Source organism: Streptomyces sp. MnatMP-M17, from assembly GCF_900091995.1.
In the GTDB taxonomy this organism is placed as follows: Bacteria; Actinomycetota; Actinomycetes; order Streptomycetales; family Streptomycetaceae; genus Streptomyces.
In genome coordinates this window covers 1-1,995 of record NZ_FMDK01001037.1, presented here as the reverse complement: position 1 = coordinate 1,995, position 1,995 = coordinate 1, and the positions used below count along the sequence as shown (strand labels likewise).

The window sequence follows — 1,995 nt, the reverse complement described above, 5'->3', positions numbered from 1 at the left end:
GCGGAATGCCGGCGGGCGCTGCGGGCGCTGCGACGGCCGCCGGGGAGCCGGCCGCGGGCACCGCGACGGCGCCACCGCCGACGATCAGCGCCAACGCGGTGAGCCATCGTGACCAGAGGCGTCTCGGCCTCTGTCCTGACAGTCGTGACGGTCCTGACATGGAGCATCCTTCCTGACCTTGCGGGGGGTGTGAGCAAGGCATGGGCGCGCGACATCGCGCTGCCGTGTCACTGAGGGAAGAACCTGCGCTCGGGTGATGTCCCGTCACCCGTGCAACAGCCGTACCGGTCTGGCGAAGTGGATTCGATGCGGCGTCAACGTAATTGCGAGAACTCGCTAAGGTTTTGCAGCCTGGCAACGGGATCTTAATTTGTCAAGGCAATGTCAAAATCCCGGAACCGGCTCCCCGGGCGCGCCTGACGGTCCGTCGGCACGGTTCGGGGCATCACGGTCCACACAGCGCAGAAGTCGCACACCCCCCACAGGCCGCGCATAGGCGCGCATGGACGCACACGGGCGCCAAGAGGCTGAACCACTCATCCTTTGGGAGGAAGCGCCCTATGTCCCGACAGCGCCTGTCGGCGGGGTACCGGCCGCTGCGCTTGGATGAGGCGAATGGACCACATCACCTTTCTTGTGGGCGTGGTGATCCTGACCGCCCTGGCGTTCGACTTCACCAACGGATTCCACGACACCGCGAACGCCATGGCGACCTCGATCGCCACCGGGGCGTTGCGTCCCAAGGTTGCGGTCCTCATCAGCGGCGTACTCAATCTCGTGGGCGCGTTCCTCTCCACCCAGGTCGCCAGAACGATCTCCGGTGGCATCGTGAACGACAGCCTGGTCACTCCGGGCATGGTCTTCGCCGGGCTGATCGGTGCGACCCTGTGGAATCTGCTGACCTGGCTGATGGGTCTGCCGTCCAGCTCCTCGCACGCCCTGTTCGGAGGGCTGATCGGTGCCGTATGGGTGGGCGCGGGCCGGCATGGTGTGCATTTCGATGTGGTGCTCGAGAAGATCATCCTTCCGGCCGTCGCGTCGCCGCTGGTCGCCGGTCTCGCCGCGCTGCTGGCGACCTATCTCGTCTACCGGATCACCGCCCGGGGCCGGGAGACCTCCGTCAACCGCGGATTCCGCCTCGGGCAGGTCGTCTCCGCCTCGCTGGTCTCCATCGCGCACGGCACCAACGACGCCCAGAAGACCATGGGCGTCATCACCCTCACGCTGATCTCCGCGGGCGCGCTCGCGCCGGGCTCGGGACCGCCACTGTGGGTCATCGCCTCGGCCGGCCTGGCGATCGCCCTCGGTACCTATCTCGGCGGCTGGCGGATCATCAGAACCATGGGCAGAGGTCTCACCGACATCCGCGCCCCGCAGGGCTTCACCGCCGAGTCCTCCGCCACGACCGTGATCCTGACCTCCGCTCACCTCGGCTTCGCCCTCTCCACCACCCAGGTCTGCTCCGGCGCCATCCTGGGCGCGGGGCTCGGCAGAAGGCTGGCGGAGGTGCGCTGGGGAATCGCGGGACGCATGGCCATCGGCTGGTGTGTCACGCTTCCCGCCGCCGCGGCCGTGGGCGCGCTCGCCGCCACCGTGGTCGTATACGGCGGCACCGTCGGCACGATCGTCGTCGCCCTGGCCGCCGCCGCCGTGGCGGCCTTCATCGTGATCGTCTCCCGCCGCAATCCGGTGCATTCGGGCAATGTCAACGACGAGAACACCGTCACGATCCGCTCCCGGGCCGCGAAGGCGAATGTCTGATGGAAGAGGACCGCATGGCCCCCGTCCGCATGGCGCCACAGATCCATTTGGCCCCGCAGAACCGTGCGGCGCTGGACTGGAGCGGGCTGGGTGAGGTGGCCCTCGTCAGCATCGGCGCCACCGTGGGAGTCGTCTTCGTCTTCGCGCTCGGTGTGCGCCTCCTCTCGCAGCGGGACGAGCCCGACGGCCGCCCGCGCCTCGCCGGAGGCCGCCGACGGCCTTCTCCGCTGGCGA

At 68.6% G+C, this 1,995-nt stretch carries 1 protein-coding gene and 1 pseudogene; both read left to right on the top strand.

Annotated elements, in window-relative coordinates; translation table 11 throughout:
• Positions 1–615 precede the first annotated feature (615 nt).
• Positions 616–1,761: an inorganic phosphate transporter gene (locus tag GA0115259_RS35550; protein WP_093604504.1), complete on the top strand. Its 1,146-nt coding sequence runs from the start codon at positions 616–618 to the stop codon at positions 1,759–1,761.
• A gap of 14 nt (positions 1,762–1,775) precedes the next feature.
• Positions 1,776–1,995 (top strand): annotated as a pseudogene (locus GA0115259_RS35545) (hypothetical protein); the annotation flags it as partial.

Excerpts from the sequence above, each read along its gene's own strand:
- GA0115259_RS35550 (WP_093604504.1), top strand. The coding sequence starts at position 616 with ATGGACCACATCACCTTTCTTGTGGGCGTGGTGATCCTGACCGCCCTG.